The sequence below is a fragment of the Nocardia harenae NBRC 108248 genome (assembly GCF_001612885.1).
GTDB classification, from domain to species: Bacteria; Actinomycetota; Actinomycetes; order Mycobacteriales; family Mycobacteriaceae; genus Nocardia; species Nocardia harenae.
The window spans coordinates 218661-237579 of record NZ_BDBH01000001.1; the positions used below are offsets into that span (position 1 = coordinate 218661).

Here is an 18919-nt window from a genome sequence, read left to right on the forward strand (position 1 = left end):
GCTTCGCCCCGCCGCAGGGCGTCCGTTCCGGTAACTTCTTATCCACATCGCCGAGGATCGAGGGGCCTGTGATGGTTCGGATGTCGCGCATCGCGCTCTGCTTTTCCACGATGACCATCGCGGGGTTGCTCGCCGGGTGCAGCATCCCCGGCGTCCCGGTCGCCGCGGAGCCGGACGTGCGCGAGCTGGAGGTCGGCAAGTACGAGGTCGACCGGCACGCCTACGACATCGCGGCAGCCGGCCACGGCGCCGTGCTCGAGGGCATCCGGATGGCCGATGCCGTCGTCCCCTCCATCGATATCGACCCCTCGCTCTCGCACGGCCGCACCAGCTCGGTGCTGACCACCGTCGACGAGACCATCGGGCTGCTCGCCGAGGTATCCCGCCCGGTGCTGGAGAACCGGAAGTTCGTGACCGGCTACGTCGCCGCGGGCGCCGACCGCGCCGACCCCCCGGGCGAGAAGCTGCCGGTGCCGGACGCCACCGCCATCACCACCGTGCTGCTCCGCTTCCCGGACCAGGGCACCGCCGCGGCCGCGGCCAAGGAGCTGGAGGACGCCGATATCGGCGTCTCCCCGGAGAACCAGAAGCTCTCCTCCAGCAAGTTCTCCGATGCCTACCTGCACTGGCGCCCCGGCGTGCCGAGCGTCGGCGCCTTCCTCGCGCACGGCGAGTTCGTGATCTCGCTCTACGTGCAGCGGCCGAGGGCCGACAGCACCGACCTGGTGAGCTGGGTGGACAAGGCGCTCAGCGCCGAAGTCCCGCTGCTCGACGCCTTCGAGCCGACCCCGGCCGCCGAGCTCGACGACCTGCCGGTCGACCCGGAGGGGCTGCTCGCCCGCGTCGTGGTCGAGGACCGCACCGACCGCACCCCCGACCCGCTGCGCTTCGCCGTCTACGGCCCGCACCGCATGCTGCAGGCCGCCGACGACCAGCCGACCAGGCAGCGGCTCATCCAGGACACCGGCCTCGACCGCAGCGCCGTGGTCGACAGCACCCTGCTGCACCGCCTGCGCGACGCCGACTCCGCCCGCTCCTTCATGAACGGCCTGATCGACACCGCGGGCGCCGAGTACGACCCGATCGGCGCTCCCAACGACGTCCCCGGCGCCAAGTGCCTCCAGCTCAACGCCGCGGGCAACAAGGAGACCGAGTACGCCTTCAGCTGCTTCGTCACCTACAAGCGCTACGTCGCGGTGGTCAGCAGCGACCTGGAACCCGACGTCAGGCAGAAGGTGGCCGCGCAGTACGCCCTGCTCGCCAACAGCCTGTAGCCCCCGCTTCACACCCGGCCCCCGGTCCGACCCGGGTGCTATGTTCTCTCCGGTATTCGCCCCGCGAGCGGAGGACTCGCGGGCACACGCCGGCCGCCGCGGGTTCGCCCGCGGCCACGCCCGCGACGGAGGGGACAGATGGTGAACAGACGCCGAGGGGTGTGCGCGGCCCTCCTGGCCGCGGTCGTCGCGGCGACGGCAGGGTGCGGGACCGGTGACTCGGCGGCCCCCGCCCGGCCGGAGGTGGATCTCGCGACGCTCGACGTCGGAAATCTGAACGCGGAGCCCACGTACTACGACAAGCCGACGAATCTCGATATGGCGCGGCTGGTCGAGGCCATGCGGCTCGGCAATCATCTACCGCTGCCGATGGAGATCGATCCCGAGCTCAAGTACGCGCCGACCAAGATCGCCGCGGTGCGGACCTTCACCGCGACCAGCTCGGCCGCCATCACCAATCGCTTCCAGGGCGATTCCGCCGCGCTCGACGGCCGGATCGGCGGCTTCGTCTCCGGTTTCGTCACCGCCGGCCGCACGAACACGACGCACAACCTGTCCTGGGATCTGGACAATGTCGCCATGCTCTTCGAGACCGAGCAGGACGCCGCCCGCGCGGCCGACGCCTTCACCGAGGTGGAGCGCGCAGCCCTGGGCGCGGATATCCAGATCCAGAGCATTCCCGGATTCCCCGAGGCCCGCGCGCACTCCGCCCCGTCGTTCCCCGGCGGCATTCACTCGTACTACTCGGCAGGCAGGTTCCTGCTCTTCACCGAGATCCGCGACAACGCCATGTACGAATTGCGGCGCAGCGATCCGGAGCAGCTCAGGAACCGGGTGGCGCGCAGCATCGAGAAGCTGAAGCCCGCCCTGCTGAGCTTCACCCCGACCCCGGTCGCCGAGCTGATGCAGCTCGACGTCGACCCGGAGCGCATGCTCGCGCGCGCGCTGAACACCGTCGATGACCCGGGGCAGTACGGCATCCCCGGTGTCTACAACCGGCACGGCGGCCTGCAGATCGGCTTCAATCCGGAGGCGGACAGCCGGATGTTCGAGCAGGCAGGTGTGGACGCGGTGGCCTGGAAGGGCGGGTACGTCTACCGCTCCCGCGACGCGCGGGCGGCGCAGTGGCTGATCGACGAGCGCTCCGACGTGGGGAAGTTCTACCGGCGGGCCCCGGCGCCCGCTGCGCTGCCGTTCACGCGGTGCCTGGAGTACATCGGCCCGGCCACCGGCGTCGCGTACTACTGCGGCGTCACCTTCGACCGGTACGCCGCCGAGGTCACCGCCGGTCAGTTGACGGACGCGCAGCAGCGCATCTCCGCGCAGTACGCGATCCTGGCGCGGTCGAAGTGAGGGGAGCACATCGGATGCCGCATCGATACCGCGTGGTGGCCGCCCTGCTCGGCACACTCGCGCTGCTCGCCGGCTGCGGCAAGGTGGACGGGGTGCCGACCGCCGCGGAGATCGACGTCCGGCTACTCGACGTCGGCAACTACCCCACCACCCCGCTCGAATTCCGCTACCAGTACGGCCACTCGCTGTTCGACAGCACGCGGCTGGCGGCCATGCGGATCGCCGACACCATGGTGACCGGCAGGGAGATCGACGCGAACTTTCACTACCTGGTCGGCTCCGACGCTCTGCTGAGCCGGGACGATGTCGAGGATGTACTGGCCGATGCGAACGGACCGGTGGCCGAGCGCAATGGCATGGTCGTCGGGTTCGGGGTCACGGTCGGCGACACGGATAAGGACGACGACCCGAAGAAGACCTCGGTCACCGTCGTCGTCCTGCAGTTCCCCGATCCCGCGGCCGCGGAGCGGGCGGCACGCGAGCTGGAGCAGACCGACTTCGACGTCGCGCCCGAGCTCAACCAGCGCGTGAGCATCCCGAATATCCCCGCCGCGCACGCGCACTGGCGGCCGGGAGTTCCCACCCTCGGCGCCTTCACGTCGCAGGGCGCCTACGTGATCAGCGCGTTCACCGAGGCTCCGCAGCCTGACCTCGGCAACCTGACCGATCTCACCCGGCGGGCCCTGGAGAACCAGAGCAGGCTGCTCGACGGCGCCCCCGCGCTCAACGGCGTGGAAATGCTGCGGCTGGAGAACGATCCGGAGGGGATGCTGAACCGGACCCTGAATCCGGAGGCCTTCGGCGCACCGTCGCCGCGGTCACAGCTCACGCTCACCCGTCGCGGCCTGGCCACCCAGCTGAACCAGCAGTACGACCGGGGCAAGATCCTGGACGACGCCGGTGTCGACCGCTATGCGAAGACCGGCGGGTTCAACCCCACCCAGACCTTCCGGACCCGAGATGCCGACGCGGCGATCGCGCTCGGCGAGGCCGTCATCGGGTGGGGCTTCACGGATCCGGCCGATGCCCCCGAGGGCATCCCCCACGTCCGCTGCGGTGCCAAGACCAGCACTGTCATCTCGGCCGGGCGGTACCGCTGCACGGTGCCGTACCAGCGCTACCTGGCCTCGGTGGAGAGCGATCAGATCGTCGACCTGCACCAGCGCGCGGCGGCGCAGTACGCGCTGATGGCGAACAGCTACTAGGTTTCGCAGGCCGCACCCGCTCCCCTACTGTCGCTCGGAGCGGCGCGAAGCAGAACAGGAGGACCCGGACATGCCGATCAACGCGGGCACACTCGTCGGCGGCTACCGCGTGATCCGGGTGCTCGGTGCCGGCGGTATGGGCACGGTGTACCTGGCGAAGCACCCCACGCTGCCCCGAACCGACGCGCTGAAGGTGCTCAGCGCCGAGCTCTCCACCGACCGCGAGTTCCGTGCCCGCTTCGAGCGCGAGGCGAACCTGGCCGCCGGGCTGGACCACCCGAATATCGTCTCGGTGTACAACCGAGGCGAGGAGGCCGGGCAGCTCTGGATCGCCATGCAGTACGTGGACGGCACCGATGCGGGCGCGGAGCTGGCGCGGGTCGGCCACGGGCTGGGGCCGCAGCGGGCCCTGCACATCCTGGCCGAGGTCGGCAAGGGGCTGGACTACGCACACCGGCGCGGGCTGCTGCACCGCGACATCAAGCCGGCCAACTTCCTGCTCGCCACCCCGGAGGACGGCGAGGAGCGAGTGCTGCTCACCGATTTCGGGGTGGCCAAGTCGACCGACGACGCGAACGAGTTGACCCAGACCGGGAACTTCCTCGCCACCATCGCGTACGCGGCGCCGGAGCAGCTGGCGGGCATGCCGCTCGACCACCGGGCCGATCTGTACAGCCTGGCCTGCTCCTTCTTCAAGCTGCTGACCGGGCGCAATCCGTATCCGGGAAATCAGCCCGCGCTGGTGATGATGGGGCATCTGCATCAGCCGCCGCCGCGGGCGACCGAGGTGAATCCGGCGCTGCCGCATGCCATCGACCATGTCTTCGCGCGGGCGATGGCGAAGGAGCCGACCGAACGCTTCGCGAACTCCAGGGAGTTCGCCGAGGCGACCGCCGCCGCACTGAGCGGCCGCGGGTTCAGCCCGGCGCCCGCAGCGTACCGGGCGCCGCAGCAGCCTAGCTACGGGTACCCGACCGATCCGCGCGGCGAGGTGTCGACGGAGTCGGGGGTCGCCACGGTGCGCGCCGATGCGCCGAAACGGCGCAGGGGCGTCGCGCTCGGGGCGGTCGCGGCGCTGGTCGTGGCAGCGGCGGCCGCGGGCGGGGTGTGGGCACTGAACCGCGGCAGCGATCCGGACGAGCAGGCGGTGGCAGCAGCGACCTCCACGGTGACCGCGGTGGCCGCGCCGACCTCGATCGAGCAGGCGCGGCAGGAGAACCCGGCGTTCGAGGGCAAACCGATTGCCCTGGCCCGGTTCTCCGGCGACAAGGACGAGACGGGCTCCGGCGTCCAGATGTATCTGACGCCGAGTCCGCAAACCGATTTCCTGTCCGGGCTCGGGCTGGTCTACAACCCTTCTTATGCCAAAGAGGGCGACGAACCCTCACCGCGAAAAATCACGTACACCGCCGAGTACGATATGCCGCGCAATATCACGGAGGGCTATGTGATCGTCGCGCGCAACGACAAGAAGGCGGGTGGCGGCGGCCTGCTCGGGCTGCCGGTCGCGATGACTCAGCTCGAGGCGACGGTGATCGTCGTCGATGATCCCGCGCTCATCACGGCACTCGATACCTGGACGCCGAATTCGGAACAGGTGCTGCTGTCGAAGCTCGTTCCGATACTGAAATCCCGCATCAAGTAGAACTCCGGCCGCTGGGTGTTCGCGCGCTCGTGCTCGCGAACACCCAGCTGGGCGCGAGAGATCAGCCCAGGATCATCGAGGCGTTCTTGCCGTCGGTCGCGATCGCGGCCGCGAGCGCCTGCTGGGTGGCCTTGATCAGCTGGGTCATGGCGTCCTGGGTATCGGTGAACTCGTTGTTCCAGCGGTTCTGCACCTCCTGGAAGGTGCTGGCGGCGCCGGACTCCCAGGCGCCGGCGAGCTTGCTCGACGCGTCCCGGATGCCCTGGTCCTGGGTCTGCAGGTCCTGAGCGGCCTTCTGCAGGTCGGCGATGGTCTGCTCGATCTTCGCCCTGTTGTAATAGATATCCACGATGGTCTCCCCTGTGAGTGAGTGCGGCGGGCGCTAGACGTTGAGGTTGAAGCTGGGCGCGGATTCCTCTTCCGTCTGCCCGTACTGCTTGTTCGCCTCGTGCAGCTTGACGGTCATCTCGTCGAGCAGCGTGTTCAGCCGGCGGCCCTCGTCGTTCCAGCGCACCGAGGCGGACTCGAAGGCACCGTTCGCGGTGCCGCGCCAGCCGTCGCGGGCGGAATCGACGATGGTCTGGATCCGGCTCAGCGTGGCCCGCATCCCGCTGACGACGGCCTCGACATCGGCCGTGGCCTGCCGGGCGCGGCCCTGATCAATACCAACAATGTCGGACATTCCGAATTACCTCTCGCTTGAGTTGGACCAGACCGTCGCCGGGCGAGGTGGTCGATCCCCTACATATGTGTTGGACGCGGTATGCGCCTCATCGGTTCCCATGTTCTCCCCCCGGTTCCGACACCGTCAGGGACGAACGGTCAGTGACCGCGCCACTTCCTCGCATGCGGCCTGAACTGTGTCCCACCTCCCCCTTTCGTACTGACACCCGATGCCCGCCTGGACACCGCGGTCGACGATGACGTGCCACCCGACTGCGGACCCATCCCCCGGAAACTCGTCGTAGGCGAGGCCAGGGCGGTCACCGAGCACGACGTCTCGTTGCACGTTACCGAATCGGCCGGGTTCGGCGCGAGAGATCTTCGATTGCAGGTCACGTGCGACGTCCTCGGCGCCCGCGCCGGCGGCGAGCACGGACTGGGTGACGGTGATCCTGGCGCGTGCCCCGGAATCCGGTGTGAGGACGAGCCGTTCCGGGTCGGCGGCGGCCGCGGGGCGCCAGCCGGACGGGACGGTGACGCTGACGCGGCCCGCTTCGGCCGTGGTGGCGGGCGTCGTCGGCGCCGGGCGGGAGGCGCCGGGGAGGGCGGGGCTGTCGGCGACCGAGCCGTCGGCGGGGGCGCGCAGCAGGGTGGCGGCTGCGACGGCGGCGGCCGCGGCAAGCGCCACGAAGACCACGGCCGCGGCGATGACCAGCGGGGAGCGGCTCCGCGGCGGCTGCCTGCGGGCCCTGAGGTTGGCGCCGATGGTCGCCTGCACGTCCATGGCCTGCCTGCCTGGGAGGGCGGGGGCGCGGCCGGGGGTGGCGCGGCGGGTGTCGGACCAGACGGCCTTGGCGATCTCGCGGCCGGAGAGCGCGATCACCTCGGGGACGAAGGCGGGGGTTGCCAGGTGCTGGCGGAGCAGGTCGCCCAGCTCGGGGTCGGCGGCACCGACGACGAGCACGGCGTGCGGGGCGTGGTCGTCGAGCACGCGGTCGGCGAGTTCGGCCAATCGCTCGGCGGTCGCCGGGGCGGGTCCGAGGTCGCCCGCGCCGAGCGTCGGCTCGTGTTCGCAGGCGACGACGGTGGATTCGACGCCGTCGCAGTCGACCAGCGCGACGGTGCAGGAGAGCGCGGTGAACTCGACGACGAGCACGCTGGCCCTGGTGAGCGCCCGGCTGCGCAGGTAGTGCTCGGCGGCGATGTGCGCGGTCGGCACGGCGGCGACATCGGCCGCGACGCCGGGCAGCAGGCCGCTCAGCGCGTGCTCCAGCGCGGGGGCGCCCCACTGGGCGGGGTGCGCCACCGCGACGGCGGCGATGGGCAGCGTGGTGCCGCGGCGCTCGGCGTCCCGGCGCAGCTCGCCCGCGAGCGGGCCGCCGGGGTCGCCCGCGGGCGCGGGGAGCCCGTCCAGGGTGACGTTCCACTCCACGGCGCCGCGCGGGTCGGGACCCACCACGGCGTGCAGGTCGTCACCATCGATGTGCAGTGCGACCGTCGGGCTCATCGGTCCCGGCTCCAGGCGGCCTGGAAGAGGCCGGTGCCGGAGCGGCCGACCAGGGTGCCGCGGCCCGGCGGCTGCTCGCTCGGGCGCACGGTGCCGAAGAGCTGGCCCTCGTCCCGGTTGCCGCTCATGATCAGGCCGGTGGTGCCGACGTCCTTCATCCGGGAGATCACCGGTTCGAAGAGCGAGCGCGAGGCGCCGCCGGCGCGGCGGGCGAGCACCAGGTGGAAGCCGATGTCCTTGGCGTGCGCCAGGTACTCCACGATCGGCGCGAGCGGGCTGCCCGCCGAGGTGACCACCAGGTCGTAGTCGTCGACGACCAGGAAGAGCTCGGGGCCGGTCCACCAGGAGCGGTCGCGCAGCTGCTGCTGGGTGACGTCCGGGCCTGGCATCCGGCTCTTCAGGATCTTGGCCAGCTCGCCGGACATGCCGGAGAGCATGGCTTCCGACGGCGCGTACCCGGCCAGGTGCTCGCCGTCGACCAGCCCGAGCATGGTGCGCCGGTAGTCGCCGAGGATGATCTTCGCCTGCACCGGCGCGTTCGACTCGACCACGCCCTGGCAGATCACCCGGAGCAGGTTGGTCTTGCCGCACTCGCTGTCGCCGAACACCAGGAAGTGCGGCTGCTCGCCGAAGTCGAGGAAGACCGGCGCCAGCTCGGACTCGTTGAGCCCGATGGGCACCCGCAGGTTGGTGCCCTGCTGGTCCGGGGTGCGCGGCCAGCCGGGCAGCGCGCGGACCAGGTCGTCCCGGTCGAACCGCTCCGGCAGCATGCGCACCCGCGGCGCGGGGCGGCCCGGGTTGCGCGCGGCGATCCGCTCGACCGCGGCGGCGACGCCGGGGCCCAGGTCGTCGGTGGCCGGGCTGCCGTCGATCCGGGGCAGCGCGGTGAGCATGTGCAGCCCCTCCGGCGTCATGCCGCGGCCCGGCCGCCCCTGCGGGACCAGCGCGGCCAGCTTGCGGCCGAAGTCGGAGTCCATGGGGTCGCCGAGCCGCAGCTCGATGCGGGTGCCGATCTGGTCCTTGAGCGCGGGCCGCGCCTCCATCCAGCGGGAGAGCGTGACCACCACGTGCACGCCGTAGGAGAGCCCCTGCCCGGCCAGGTTCATCACGACCTGCTCGAGCGCCTCGAAATCCTGGCGGATCGAGCCGAAGCCGTCGATGACCAGGAAGACGTCGCCGAAGGCGTCGTCGTGCGCACCGGCCGCGGCCGGGCTGCTGGCCGGATCCATGGCGCGCAGCCGCCGGTACTCGGTCATGGACTCGATGCCGAGCTGGCGGAAGCGCAGCTCCCGGTGCCGGACGATGGTGGTCATCTCGGCGACGGTGCGCCGCACCTTGTCCACGTCGAGCCGACCGGCGACCGAGCCGACGTGCGGCAGCCCCTGCAGCCCGGTGAGCGTGCCGCCGCCGAAGTCGAGGCAGTAGAACTGCACCTGCTCGGCGGTGTGGGTGAGCGCGAGCGCCATGATCATGGCGCGCACCGCGGTCGACTTGCCGGACTGCGGGCCGCCGACCACCGCGACATTGCCGCGGGCGCCGGAGAGGTCGACGAGGAACGGGTCGCGGCGCTGGTCGTAGGGGCGGTCAACGATGCCGATCGGCGCGCGCAGCGCGGCCACCGCCGAGTACTCGCCGGTGAGGATGGAGCGCGGCACCAGCTGGTCGAGGGTGGGCGCCGCGTCCAGCGGCGGCAGCCAGATCTCGTGCGCGGGCCTGCCGTGGCCGCTGATCCGGGAGACCAGCATCTCCAGGTCGGAGAGGCGCTCGCCCTCCTCGCCCGGCTCCGGATCGGCGTTCACCCGCACCGGGAGCGGGATCCGGTCCACCGGGCGGAAGTCGACGTGCGCGGCGGTGAACTGCCGCGCGGTGACGTCGATATCGCCGCCGGCGACCCCCGCCTGGGTCACCTCGCGCTGCGGGCCGCCGCCGACGTACGGGCCGGAGACGTAGGAGGCCTGGAAGCGCTGGATCTCGCCGGAGTCGGCTTTGAGGTAGCCGCCGCCGGGGTTGTTCGGCAGGTTGTAGGCGTCCGGCACGCCGAGCACCTGGCGGGACTCGTTCGCGGAGAAGGTCTTCAGCCCGATCCGGTAGGAGAGGTGGCTCTCCAGCCCCTTGAGCTTGCCCTCCTCCAGCCGCTGCGAGGCGAGCAGCAGGTGCACGTGCAGCGAGCGGCCGAGCCTGCCGATCATGACGAAGAGCTCGGCGAAGTCCGGGTGCTGGGTGAGCAGCTCGGAGAATTCGTCGAGCACGACGAAGAGCGCGGGCAGCGGGTCCAGGTCGGCGCCCGCGGCCCTTGCCTTCTCGTACTCCGAGACATTGACGAAGTTGCCCGCGGCGCGCAGCACCTCCTGGCGGCGGTTCATCTCACCGGCCAGGGCGTCCTTCATGCGGTCGACGAGGTCGGCCTCCTCCTCCAGGTTGGTGATGACCGCCGCGACGTGCGGCACGCCGTCCAGCCCGAGGAAGGTGGCGCCGCCCTTGAAGTCGACGAGCACCAGGTTCAGCTGGTCCGGGGAGTGCGTAGCGAGCAGGGAGAGCACCAGCGTGCGCAGGAACTCGGACTTGCCGGAGCCGGTGGCGCCGATGCAGAGGCCGTGCGGACCCATGCCGTTCTCCGCGGCCTCCTTGATGTCCAGCTCCACCGGCAGCCCGTCGGCGCCGATGCCGAAGGGCACCCGCAGCCGCTCCCTGCCGTAGCGCGGGCGCCACGCCTGCTCGGGGTTGAAGGCACCGAGATCGCCGAGGCTCATGAGCTGCGACCAACTGGAGATGGCCTCGGTGTCGTCCACCTCGACATCGCTGCTGCGCTGGGTGGCGGCCCGGTACGGCGCCAGCCTGCGCGCCACCTGCTGCGCCTGCTGCACGCTGATCCGGTCGATCAGGGCGAAGCGCTCCTGGTTGCCGGTGGCGCCGCGGCCGGTGCACTCGCCGTTCTCCACGATCATCTTGATGCCGCGGGAGATCGCGAGCCGCGGCGCGTAGCCGCACAGGTCGATGAGGGTGACGCCCTCGTACCCGGATTCGCGCAGCTGCTCCTCCTCGGCCTCGAGCAGCCCGCCGTCCACGACGAGCACGATGTGCACCATGTTCGGGTTGGCCGGCTGGTTGCGCGAGTAGCGCACGCGGTTCGCCAGCAGCGGCTGCAGCCCGGCGGTGGCCTCGCGGATGGAGCCGAAGAACATGCGCTGGGTGCCGATGCCGTCCTGCGCGTCCGGGTGCTGGGTGTGCGGGAGCCACTTGGTCCACTCCCACTCGCGCGCGGTGTCCGGGCCCGCGACGATGGCGATCAGCACCTGGTCGGGGGCCTGGAACATGGCCAGCTGCACCAGCATCGCGCGGGTCATGTCCCTGGCCTCGGCGCGGTCGCCGTCCAGCGCGATGGTGGCGAAGCCCTTCACCGCGATGGCGGTGGGCAGATCGGGCACGGTGGAGTGGGCGCGGACGAAGCGGCGCAGCGAGACCGCGGCGATCGGCTCCAGCTCCTCCACCGGGCCGGTCTCCGGGGCGACCAGCCGGGTGGCCAGCCGCTGCCCGCCGAGCCCGATCCTGGCGTGGCAGAAGTCCTTGTCCCCCGCGCGCCGCTCCCACATGCGGCTGGTGCCCGCCAGCATCCAGACCAGCTCGGGCTCCGGGTGGCTCCACTCCACGGCCGAGCGCTGCTGCGCGGCGGTCTCGTTCACGTCCCGGCGCACCTGGTCGAGGTAGCGCAGGTAATCCTTGCGGTCCTCGTTCGCCTCGGCCGCCTTCTGGCCCTTGCCACCCCCCTGACCGGCGAACATGCCCGCCATCGAGAGCAGCATCATGAGCGGGAACATCAGGCTCATGGGGTTCGAGGCGATGCCGCCGCCCTGCGTGAAGAGCAGCGCCATCATGCCGACCATGCCGATCACCATGACCACCGGCATCAGCTTGAGCAGCAGGTTTCCCGGTGTGACGCGCGGGATCTCGGGCGGCGGCTGCAGCGTGACCTCGCCGCCGGGCGTGCGCGGCATCTCGCGGCGGGCACGCCGCTGGAACCTGACCGTGCTCATCGACTGCGTCCCCCATCTTCGCCGGCCGCGGCAGAGCCTCGGTATGGAGGCCACGGCTGACATGTCGTACAGTTCGACCTGCATTCTGCTGGGCGGAGGGTGGGTTCGCAAGCTGCTGCCCGGGGGCCTTCCCCAGCGTATGGCCTGCGAAAACACGACTTGGACGACGAAGTTGGGGGACAGCGTGACGCACACGCGGCTCGGACACATCGACGAGGACTCCTCGCGCGGCATCGTGCGCGCGCCTGACCTCGCACGGGTCACCATCCTGGCGAAGCACACCCAGGTGGACATGGCGATTCCGGTCGACGTCCCGGTGGCGCTGGTCATCCCGAGCGTGGTCGACATGGTCGCGCAGCACAGCCGCAGCAATGAGTTCGACAACGAGGGCGAGCGCTTCGAGCCCGCCGAGTGGGTGCTGGCCCGGATCGGCCACCCGCCCTTCTCCAACTCGCTGAGCCTGGGCGAGCACGGGGTCCGCGACGGCGAGCTGCTCATGCTGGAGAGCGCCTCGCACACCGCGCCGACCCCGCTCTTCGACGACATCATGTACAACGTCGCGATCGCCGACGCCAACCACTTCCGCGGCTGGACCCCGCGCACCGCCCGGCTCACCGGCTCGGTGCTCGCGGCGCTGACCATGCTGGTCGGCTGCCTCGGGCTGCTGCTCGCGCCGGATGCCATGCCGGTCTGGGTGAGCGGCTCCATCGCGCTGGTGGTGGCGATCCTGCTGGTGGTGGCCGGCATGGTGCTGAGCCGGATGTACGGCGACACCGCGGCCGCGCTGGTCCTCGCCGGGTGTGCGCTGCCGCCCGCGTTCAGCGCGGGCATGCTCTACGTCCCCGACCACTACGGCTGGGCGCACGTGCTGCTCGGCTCGGTGCTGCTCGGGGCAGCCGCGGTGCTGGCATGGCGGGTCACCGGCGTCGGACTCGGCCTCTTCATCGGAGCGGCGACGCTGGCGGTGTTCGCCGCGCCCGCCGCCATGGTCGGGCTGCTCACCGAGCATCCGGTGCGGGCCATCGGGGCGGTGCTCGCGGCGGCCGCGCTCGGCGGGCTCTCGCTGGCGCCGCGGGTCTCCATGTTGCTCGCCAAGCTGCCGCTGCCGCCGGTGCCGTCGCCGGGCACCCCGATCGACCCGACCGAGGACGACCCGGACGATCACCGCGCGCTGCCGACCATGGAGGTGCTGCGCGCCAAGTCGGAGCGGGCCAGGATGTACCTGGCCGGGCTGGTCACCGCGACCACGCTGGTCACGGTGGCGGGAGCGCTGGCGGCGGCCGATCCGGAGGCGGAGACGCCGTACTGGCAGGGGATCGCGCTCTCCCTGGTCTGCGCGGTGGTGCTGGCCTTCCGCAGCCGCACCTACGCCGGGGCCGAGCAGGCGGTGGTGCTGATCGCGGGCGGCGCGGGGATCGCGCTGGCCATGCTGATCGGGATGGCGATCGAGATGGAGCAGCCGCTGGTGGTCTTCGGTGCGGCCATGCTGCTGCTGGTGGCGGCGCTGGTGCTCGGCATGGTGGTGCCGAACCAGACGGCGACGCCGCCCATGCGGCGCGCGGTGGAGCTGCTGGAGTACGCCTTCGTGGCCGCGGTGCTGCCGCTGGTCTTCTGGGTGGCGGAGCTCTACGCCCTCGTCCGCGGGCTGTGAGCCCGGTGCGCTCGAGCAACGCGCCCCAGCCCGCCGCCCGCGAGCGAACGAGCCCTCGTCCGCGGGCTGTGAACGGAGTGCGGCGCCTCGCGGCGTTCGTGGCGGTGCTCGGCGTAGCCGCCGGGCTCACCGCGGGACCGGCGCTGGCCGACAACCGGCCGCCGATCGTGGACCCGGGGGCACTGCCCGCCGGTGATCCGGCGGCACCGCCCGGCAAGACCGAGCGCCCGGCGAACGCCGCCTGCTACAGCACCCAGCAGGGCGGGGACGGCCCGGCGGTCCCGCCCACCCAGCGGGCGCTCGACCTGGACCGGGCCTGGCAGTTCTCGCGCGGCGCGGGCCAGGTGGTCGCGGTGATCGACACCGGCGTCTCCGCGCACCCGCGGCTGCCGAACCTGACCCCGCTCGGCGATTTCGTCGCCGCGGGCGGCGACGGCAGCGAGGACTGCGACGCGCACGGCACCGTGGTCGCGGGCATCATCGGCGCGAGCCGGGTGCAGGGCCAGGGCTTCTCCGGCGTGGCGCCGGAGGCCCAGCTGCTCGGCATCAGGCAGACCAGCGCGCTCTACCAGGAGGAGGGCGCGGGCCGGAACAAGGGCCCGGACGACATGCCGGACGGCTACGGCAAGGTCTCCGCCCTGGCCTCCGCGGTGCGCAGGGCCGCCGACGCGGGCGCCACCGTCATCAATATCTCGCTGGTCGCCTGCCCCACCGAGAAGCCGGAGAGCCGGGAGTTCGCCGCGCTCGGCGCCGCCGTGCGGTACGCCGCGCTGGAGCGCGACGTCGTGATCGTGACCTCGGCCGGCAATACCGACGCCTGCAAGTCGAGCAACCCGGGGCTGGACCCGCTGAACCCCGGCGCCGACCCGTGGACCCGGGTCACCTCCTTCGTCGCGCCGGCCTGGTTCGACCAGTACGTGCTCTCGGTGGGCTCGATCGATGCCACGGGCGCGCCGTCGGCCTTCAGCGTGCCCGGCCCATGGGTCGGGGTGGCGGCGCCGGGCGAGAACGTGGTCTCGCTGGACGCCAGGGCGGGCGGCACCTCCAACGGCAAGTACACCAACCAGGGCCAGTACACCGCGTACAGCGGCACCAGCTTCGCCGCGCCGTACGTCTCGGGGGTGGCAGCGCTGGTGCGCGCCCGCTTCCCCGAGCTGAGCAGCGCCGAGGTCATCCGCCGGATCCAGGCCACCGCGCACGCCCCGGCCGAGGGGTGGAACCCCTACGTCGGGTACGGCGCCGTGGACCCGGTCGCGGCGCTCACCAACGAGGTGCCCTCCGCGCTCCCGGCCAAGGTGCCGAGCCGGGCGGTGAGCGTCCAGCTGGCGGTGCCCGCGCCCGCGCCGGAGCCGGACGACACCGCGCGGAATGTCGCGCTGATCGGCACCGCGGTGATCGTCGGAGCGGGAGTGCTCGGCTACCTGGCCTCGTTCCCGCTGCGCCGCCGCTTCGGCGTGCACGAGGACGCGACCTGAACCACCGGGTGCGACCGGTCCGTACGGTGTAGCGTCTGCGCTCGGCACCGCGAAACCTACGGTGACCACGTCCGATCGAACCGGGTACCTGCCATGACGAGCGTGACCGCGACGCCGAGCCGCCGGGAGGCATGGGAGCGCGCGACCAACGTGCCCATGCTGCTGCTCGCCGTGCTCTTCCTCGGCGTCTACGCCTGGTACGTGCTCGACACCGGCGCCTCGCCGCAGCTGGACACCTGGCTGGCCCGGGTCGACCTGGTGATCTGGGCCGCCTTCGCGGCCGACTTCGTGATCCGCATCGCGCTCTCCCGCGACCGCTGGCGTTTCGTGCGCACGCACCCGCTGGAACTGCTGATCGTGCTGGTCCCGCCGTTCCGCCCGCTGCGGCTGGTGCGCGCGGCGCTGCTCATGCTCGGCACGCTGAACCGGGCGCGGCTCACCCGCTTCCGGCTCTCCATCTTCGTCGGCACCAGCTCGATCCTGGTGATCCTGCTGTGCAGCCTGGCCTTCTTCGACGCCGAGTACGGCGCGCCGGAGGCCAAGGTGCAGAGCTATGGGGACGCGCTGTGGTGGGCCGTGGTCTCGGTGACGACGGTCGGCTACGGCGACTACTACCCGGTGACGACCGAGGGCAGGCTGGTCGCGCTGGTGCTCATGACCTTCGGCATCGGGCTCATCAGCTTCGCCATCGGCACCACCACCAGCTGGGTGTTCGACCAGCTCCAGGCGGTCGAGGCGAGCGCCGACCAGGCCGAGCGGGCGCTCGGGACGCTGCTCGACGAGGTCAGGGCGCTGCGCGCCGAGGTCGCCGAGCTGCGCGGGGAGCCGGAGGCGAACAGCCCGCCCGCCCCGGCGGACCCGCGCCCGACCGGCTGACCCGTCAGCGCTCGGTGGCGACCGGTTGCGCGGCCGGCGACGGGTCGGGGGCGACGCCGTCGTGGGCGACCATCGCCTCCTCGCGACCGAGGCTCGGGCCCGCGGCGAGCAGCCCGACGATGGGCCAGGGGGCGGGCTCGGCGGGGATGTTCTCGAAGCCGAGCGCGTTGGCCGCCTCCGCGTTCTTGATGCCGTACCGCACCCCGGTGTCGCCGACGTAGAAGAGGCTGTCCCTGCGGCTGCTGTCCGGCTCGATGCCGGTGCTCTGCACGTAGGCGCCGGTGCTCGGCTTCAGGTAGACGGCGTCGGCATTCGGGCCGGAGCCGTCGGCCTGGGCCAGCGGGACGGTGCGGGCGTCGTCGGGCAGCGGGATGTCGACGCCGGTGAGCACCTGGAGTTCGGCGCGGCGGGTGCCGTCCTCGTTGCCCGCGGCGGCGGCGATGGGGCGCCAGGTCAGGCAGCTGACCGGGCGGTCCTTCGGCTGGACCAGGGCCGGGGCGGTCTCCGGGTAGTCGCCGACCTGGAGTTCGGTGGACACCTCGACCCCGCTGCGCATGCTCTGCGGAATCGTCGCGGCGGCGCCGGAGCCGGAGACCGAGTTGCGGATGATGTCGGCGGTGAGCACCGAGACGCGCTGCAGCCCGGCGCGCAGCACCACGTAGTACTCGTCGGTGGTGGACAACTGCACCACGTCGCCGATCCGATGGCCGTCCATCGGGTAGCCGGGCGCCTCGCCCACGCGGTCGATCACCGGCACGACCAGCGGCAACACCTCGGGTACCGCGTTCAGCAGCCCGTCACTCACCGGCCGCGGCGTCTCCCCGGTGATCCCGAGCGCATCGGTGACCGCCCGCGAGCTCATGTCCACCCGCGCTCGCTTGCCGTCGTAGATCAGATACGCCGAGTCCCGCCCCTGCACCAGCAGTGCCCGCTCTCCGGGCAGCGCATCCGCCTTCGCCCCGGTATCCGGCTCGCCGACCAGCACCGACGTGCTCAGATCACTGCCGCCGTCCATCTTCAGCTGGTCGCACACGGTCCAGGCGCGCCCGGTGCCCTTCTTGTCGAAGAGCAGCGAAGCGGGCGCGCCGGGAATGCCGATGAGCTGCCCGCGCGGCTTCTTGCCGAGTTCGGACTCCTTGACGATGGCGGGCTTGGCCGCCTCCCCGGCGGCCAGCCGGGCCGAGGCCAGGTTCAGCGCCGGGTGCACGGTGTCGCCGATGACCACGTAGACCCCGCCGGACTCCTTGCCGATCAGGATGGTGTTGCTGCCGATCTTGTCCTGCGGGCGCAGCAGCGCGAGCACCCCGCAACCGGCGAGCACCACCAGGGCGAGCACCAGCCCGACCGCGTACGCGCGGGACTGCGATTTCATCGGATCGTGCAGCATGCGGACATCGCGCCGGACCAGCGCGTGCTCCATCCGCCGGACCAGGAAGCGGTACCCGCTCACCTGCCAGCGGGTGGTTGGCTTCGATGGCATGGTTCCTCCCCCGAACGGTGCTCCTACCCGGGCAACACAGTACAGTTCGCGGAGACTGCTTTTCAGTTCGGCCAGCGGAAACAGGCCGACACCGGTGTTTCATGGGGGACGACGATGGCCGAACCTGTCGGCGCGGGCCCACGCCCGTTGCTCGGACGGATATCACTGCAGAATCTGCTGGTCGCGCAGATCATCGGGCTGGGGGCCGGGCTGATCGCACTGACCATCGGACTCGGGGGGCTGCCCGCGCTCGGCATCGTCATCGCCGCCGCCGTCGTCCCGCTCGTTCCCGTCGCCAAACACACCGTGCTGGATTGGATCTCGACCGCGTGGGGGTACTTCACCCGGCGCGGCTACGAGCTCGGCGACACCGTCGACTTCCGCGGCCCCGACGGCCGCTCGCACGGGCTGTACTGGGACGGCAGCAGGGTGGTGACGGTGGTCGAGGTGCTGCCCCCGCTCGGCGGGCTCACCCGGATCGCCCGCACCACCGTGCACGCCTCGCACCTGCTGCCGCTGCCCGAGCTGGCGCAGTGTCTGAACCAGCACGACATCCTGCTCAGCGGGATCGACATCATCAGCCACGGCCATCGCAGCCGCTCCGGCACCCCGGCGGGCGCCATCTACGAATCGCTGCTCGGGCCGCTGCCCGCGACCGCGCACCGGGCGGTCTGGCTGGCCATCGCCTTCGACGCGGTGCGCTGTCCCGGCGCCGCCGAGCGGCGCGGCGGCGGCAACGGCGGCGCGGCGCGCGCCGTCACCATCGCGACCCAGCGCATCGTGCGCGCGCTGGAGGACGCCGACTGCGCGGCGCGCATCCTCACCGCCTCCGAGATCCGCGCCGCCGTCGTCCAGGTGACCGGCGGCTACGACCCGCGCGAGCTGACGCACCGCTGGCGCTACGCCGAGATCGGCAATGCCGTGAACATCGGCTCCGCGGTCGACCCGCGGCGGCTCGGCTCCGATCTGCTCGCCCAGCTCTGGGTGGCGCCCTCGCGCGGGACCACGGTCGCGGTCCGGCTGCGGCCGGGCAGCGATGCCGAGTCGGTGAGCATCGGCGCCGCCTGGCGGCTCTCCGCCCGCGAGCTGCCGGAGAAGCCCAAGCTCTCCGGCATGGTCTCGATGCACGGCAGGCACCGGGACGCGCTGCTCGCGCACCTGCCGCTCGCGGTGCCCGGCGTGGACGAGACGGTGCCGATGGCCGAGTACCCGATCGAGGTGCTCGGCGCACTGCACCTGCCCTCCTCCGGCTGCGGGCAGCTGATCGGCTCGGACGAGGAGGGCAACGGCGTCGCCATGCGGCTCATCGGCAGCGGTATCTCCACCGTCTACCTGGCCGGGGAGCTGTACCTGGCGCAGCAGCTGGTGTTCCGTGCGCTGGCGGTGGGCGAGCGCGTGCTGATCCGCACCGACCGCCCGCACGCCTGGGAGAACCTGGTGACCACGATCGGCAACCCGGAGCGGCTCGGGATCGCGGTCGAGACGCACCAGTCGGACGCCGATTTCACCGCCGCGGTGGTGGACGGCGTGCTCGCGCCGCCGCCGCACGCGGGCGTCACCACCATCTACGTCACCGGCGACCCCTCGGCCTGGCCCGCCACCAGGCCGGACCTCTCGCTGCACCAGCCCGGCGCCATCGGCAACCACGTCATCCTGCGCACCGGCACCGCGCAGGCGCACCTGACGCTGGTCTCCATCCCGCGCGAGTCCACCTACATCGGGCAGCCGCGCGGCCGCCGCGCCCTGGCGAACCAGTAGC

13 protein-coding genes are annotated in these 18919 nt (G+C 71.8%); 8 read left to right on the forward strand and 5 right to left on the reverse strand.

Annotated elements, in window-relative coordinates; all coding sequences use genetic code 11:
* Nucleotides 1-80 precede the first annotated feature (80 nt).
* The 4 genes from NH2_RS00990 (at nt 81) to NH2_RS01005 (ending at nt 5477) form a co-directional block, all read left to right on the forward strand.
* A complete protein-coding gene (locus tag NH2_RS00990) occupies nt 81-1274 on the forward strand; it encodes a DUF7373 family lipoprotein (RefSeq protein ID WP_084505116.1) in 1194 nt (397 codons plus the stop codon).
* Nucleotides 1275-1412: 138 nt separating this feature from the next.
* Nucleotides 1413-2627: a DUF7373 family lipoprotein gene (locus tag NH2_RS00995; protein ID WP_157103549.1), complete on the forward strand. Its 1215-nt coding sequence runs from the start codon at nt 1413-1415 to the stop codon at nt 2625-2627.
* 14 nt (nt 2628-2641) lie between these two features.
* Nucleotides 2642-3832 (forward strand): DUF7373 family lipoprotein, encoded by a 1191-nt coding sequence (locus NH2_RS01000; RefSeq protein ID WP_157103550.1) that lies wholly within the window; start codon nt 2642-2644, stop codon nt 3830-3832.
* A gap of 70 nt (nt 3833-3902) precedes the next feature.
* A complete protein-coding gene (locus tag NH2_RS01005; protein ID WP_067646674.1) occupies nt 3903-5477 on the forward strand; it encodes a serine/threonine-protein kinase in 1575 nt (524 codons plus the stop codon).
* Nucleotides 5478-5538: 61 nt separating this feature from the next.
* Here the strand turns inward: NH2_RS01005 and NH2_RS01010 are convergent, their stop codons facing one another.
* The 4 genes from NH2_RS01010 to eccCa all read right to left on the reverse strand — a co-directional run bounded on the left by NH2_RS01010 (nt 5539) and on the right by eccCa (nt 11678).
* The gene (locus tag NH2_RS01010) at nt 5539-5826 is read right to left on the reverse strand and encodes a WXG100 family type VII secretion target (protein ID WP_067646677.1); all 288 of its coding nucleotides are present in this window, start codon (nt 5824-5826) and stop codon (nt 5539-5541) included.
* A gap of 33 nt (nt 5827-5859) precedes the next feature.
* A complete protein-coding gene (locus NH2_RS01015) occupies nt 5860-6159 on the reverse strand; it encodes a WXG100 family type VII secretion target (protein WP_084505118.1) in 300 nt (99 codons plus the stop codon).
* Nucleotides 6160-6285: 126 nt separating this feature from the next.
* Nucleotides 6286-7647: a type VII secretion-associated protein gene (locus tag NH2_RS01020; RefSeq protein WP_067646683.1), complete on the reverse strand. Its 1362-nt coding sequence runs from the start codon at nt 7645-7647 to the stop codon at nt 6286-6288.
* Nucleotides 7644-11678: a type VII secretion protein EccCa gene (gene eccCa, locus NH2_RS01025; RefSeq protein WP_067646685.1), complete on the reverse strand. Its 4035-nt coding sequence runs from the start codon at nt 11676-11678 to the stop codon at nt 7644-7646. Before eccCa ends, NH2_RS01020 begins: the two co-directional genes overlap by 4 nt.
* A 184-nt stretch (nt 11679-11862) precedes the next feature.
* Between eccCa and eccD the strand changes: the two genes are divergently transcribed.
* The 3 genes from eccD to NH2_RS01040 all read left to right on the forward strand — a co-directional run bounded on the left by eccD (nt 11863) and on the right by NH2_RS01040 (nt 15680).
* Complete coding sequence (gene eccD / locus NH2_RS01030; protein ID WP_067646688.1) at nt 11863-13329, forward strand: type VII secretion integral membrane protein EccD; 1467 nt, start codon at nt 11863-11865, stop codon at nt 13327-13329.
* A 68-nt stretch (nt 13330-13397) separates the two neighbouring features.
* Complete coding sequence (gene mycP / locus NH2_RS01035; RefSeq protein ID WP_245650366.1) at nt 13398-14804, forward strand: type VII secretion-associated serine protease mycosin; 1407 nt, start codon at nt 13398-13400, stop codon at nt 14802-14804.
* Nucleotides 14805-14897: 93 nt separating this feature from the next.
* Entirely contained in the window at nt 14898-15680 is a 783-nt protein-coding gene (locus NH2_RS01040) for a potassium channel family protein (protein ID WP_067646691.1), read from the forward strand.
* A gap of 4 nt (nt 15681-15684) precedes the next feature.
* Here NH2_RS01040 and eccB read toward each other — a convergent pair whose 3' ends face one another.
* Complete coding sequence (gene eccB, locus NH2_RS01045; protein ID WP_067646694.1) at nt 15685-17160, reverse strand: type VII secretion protein EccB; 1476 nt, start codon at nt 17158-17160, stop codon at nt 15685-15687.
* A 114-nt stretch (nt 17161-17274) separates the two neighbouring features.
* On the opposite strand from eccB, the gene eccE reads away from it, so the two are divergent.
* Nucleotides 17275-18918, forward strand: a complete 1644-nt coding sequence (eccE, locus tag NH2_RS01050; RefSeq protein WP_067646697.1) for a type VII secretion protein EccE — start codon at nt 17275-17277, stop codon at nt 18916-18918.
* Nucleotide 18919 lies beyond the last annotated feature (1 nt).

Bases quoted from the DNA above. Each gene is read 5' to 3' on its own strand.
- NH2_RS01015 (WP_084505118.1), bottom strand. From the start codon at position 6,159: ATGTCCGACATTGTTGGTATTGATCAGGGCCGCGCCCGGCAGGCCACG.
- eccB (WP_067646694.1), bottom strand. From the start codon at position 17,160: ATGCCATCGAAGCCAACCACCCGCTGGCAGGTGAGCGGGTACCGCTTC.
- NH2_RS01020 (WP_067646683.1), bottom strand. From the start codon at position 7,647: ATGAGCCCGACGGTCGCACTGCACATCGATGGTGACGACCTGCACGCC.
- eccCa (WP_067646685.1), bottom strand. From the start codon at position 11,678: ATGAGCACGGTCAGGTTCCAGCGGCGTGCCCGCCGCGAGATGCCGCGC.
- NH2_RS01005 (WP_067646674.1), top strand. From the start codon at position 3,903: ATGCCGATCAACGCGGGCACACTCGTCGGCGGCTACCGCGTGATCCGG.
- NH2_RS01000 (WP_157103550.1), top strand. From the start codon at position 2,642: ATGCCGCATCGATACCGCGTGGTGGCCGCCCTGCTCGGCACACTCGCG.
- NH2_RS01040 (WP_067646691.1), top strand. From the start codon at position 14,898: ATGACGAGCGTGACCGCGACGCCGAGCCGCCGGGAGGCATGGGAGCGC.
- NH2_RS00990 (WP_084505116.1), top strand. From the start codon at position 81: ATGTCGCGCATCGCGCTCTGCTTTTCCACGATGACCATCGCGGGGTTG.
- NH2_RS00995 (WP_157103549.1), top strand. From the start codon at position 1,413: ATGGTGAACAGACGCCGAGGGGTGTGCGCGGCCCTCCTGGCCGCGGTC.
- eccE (WP_067646697.1), top strand. From the start codon at position 17,275: ATGGCCGAACCTGTCGGCGCGGGCCCACGCCCGTTGCTCGGACGGATA.